The 1,920-nt window shown below is 73.2% G+C and carries 3 protein-coding genes; 2 read left to right on the plus strand and 1 reads right to left on the minus strand.

Annotated features, from left to right (window positions below; all coding sequences use genetic code 11):
- Positions 1-56: 56 nt before the first annotated feature.
- Positions 57-911, plus strand: coding sequence for a chaplin (locus tag DT019_RS38970; RefSeq protein WP_114041728.1), 855 nt, complete (start codon positions 57-59; stop codon positions 909-911).
- A gap of 88 nt (positions 912-999) precedes the next feature.
- On the opposite strand, the gene DT019_RS38975 is transcribed toward DT019_RS38970, so the two are convergent.
- A complete protein-coding gene (locus DT019_RS38975; RefSeq protein ID WP_114041729.1) occupies positions 1,000-1,188 on the minus strand; it encodes a DUF5703 family protein in 189 nt (62 codons plus the stop codon).
- Between the two features lie 47 nt (positions 1,189-1,235).
- Here DT019_RS38975 and DT019_RS38980 point away from each other — a divergent pair, with 47 nt between their 5' ends.
- Entirely contained in the window at positions 1,236-1,913 is a 678-nt protein-coding gene (locus tag DT019_RS38980; protein ID WP_114041730.1) for a hypothetical protein, read from the plus strand.
- Positions 1,914-1,920: the final 7 nt, after the last annotated feature.

The raw sequence follows: 1,920 nt of genomic DNA on the forward strand, positions 1-1,920 counted from the left end.
CCGGGCGCAACGGCGCATCCGGGCTTTCCGGAAGGCAGAAGGCAGGGAACGAGACTATGCGACAGGTCACCCGCAAGGGACTGATCACCATGGCGGCCGCGACCGGCGTCATCGCCATGGGCAGCGGCGCCGCACACGCCGACTCCGGCGCCCAGGGCGGCGCCACGAACTCGCCGGGCGTGCTGTCCGGCAACGCGCTGCAGGCACCGGTGCACGTACCGGTCAACGCCTGCGGCAACACCGTGAACGTGATCGGTGCGCTCAATCCGGCGTTCGCCAACACCTGTGCCAACAGGGGCGGCGGCCACCCGGGCGGCGGGGCGATGGCGTCCGGCCACACCAGCAACTCCCCGGGCGTGGGCTCCGGCAACACCATCCAGGCGCCCGTCGACGTACCCGTGAACCTCTGCGGGAACAGCGTGAACGTGGTGGGGGTGGGCAACCCCGTGTTCGGCAACGACTGCCTCAACGACGAGAGCGGCCGTTTGGGGCACCCGCAGCACCCGGGCCACCCCGGTCACCCGCAGCACCCGGGACAGCCCCACCACCCGGGACACCCCGAGCACCCCGGGAACCCGCACCACCCCGGTGGGCACAAGCCGCCCTGCACGCCCGAGCAGCCGGGCCACCCGCAGCAGCCCGGGCACCCCGGGGTTCCGCAGAACCCGGTCAGCCCGATCGCGCACCAGCCGGCCAAGCCCGCGCCCGCGCAGCCGGCCGCGCCCGGCAAGCCCGCTGCGTCAGTCGAGTCCGCCGCGTCCGCCCCGGTCACCCAGGCCGTGACCGCGCCCGCCGCCCGGGCCGCGCTGGCGCACACCGGCTCCGAGGGCCTGGGCTTCGCCGCCCCGGCCGCCGCCGGTCTGGTGCTCGGCGGAGCCGTGCTCTACCGCCGGAGCCGTGCCGCGCGGTAGTCGCAACACCCCCGAAGCCGCACGCGCGGCGGTCATGACGGAGCGGGCCCCGCACCCATGCGGGGCCCGCTCCGTCATGGCGGCACTCTCACCAGGTGGCCCGCAGCTGGCGGATGATCCGCCGGCGGAGCCGCACTCTGCGGCTGCCGTCCCGATGCAGACTCAGTCGGTCCAACTCCCAGTGTCCGTACTCGGCATGGTCGGTCAGCAGGCGTGTCGCCTCCTTGCGGGACACCCCGCGGGGGACGTACACGTCGACAAATTCGTATTCCGGCATCGCATCTATTGTGCGGGCAGAGGCCCGGTACGGATAGCGTCTGCACTATGTCTGATGCTGCGCAGCCCACCGCTGCCGAGGTACGTGCCGCCGCCGAGGCGGTCAAAGCCGCGCTGGACCGTCACCTCGATGCGGTGGAACGCCGCACGGGGGACGACGACCCCGGCGTGTACGAGGCGTTCAACGCGCTCGCGGCGGCCGCCGAGGCGTACGACGAGCGGCTCTACGACCGCTATGACGAGGTGACCCCCTTCGAGATCCCCGGCGCCGACGACTCGCTCCCGCCCTACGCGGGCCCCGAGGAACCCAACGCCCTCAGCGTGCTCATCCGGCGCGACTACGCCGTGGCCGAGCCCCAGCGCCTGCTGGCCCAGGCCCAGCGGATCACCGATCTCGACCCCGAGGCCGACGACGCGGACGGGGTCGAGCGCACGGCGCCGGTCGTCGGCAGCAGCGTCCATGCCGCGCTGGGTGTCCTCTTCGGCGAGTACGAGCCGGACGAAATCGCCTCCCGGCACAAGGAGTTCGGCCTGGAGGAGGGTGACTCCACGCTGTGGGTGTCGGCCGCCGACGAGCTCCCGGAGCCCGGCGAGTGGCTGAGCACGCCCTTCGACCACGCCGATCCGCAGCGTGTGGTGTGCCGCTTCGACGTGAGCGCCGTCTTCGACGAGGAGGAGCTGGAGGACGGCCTCGACGAGGAGGACGACCTGCGACCGGCCCCCTGACCCGGCC

It is taken from the genome of Streptomyces sp. SDr-06, from assembly GCF_003324565.1.
Taxonomy (GTDB): domain Bacteria; phylum Actinomycetota; class Actinomycetes; order Streptomycetales; family Streptomycetaceae; genus Streptomyces.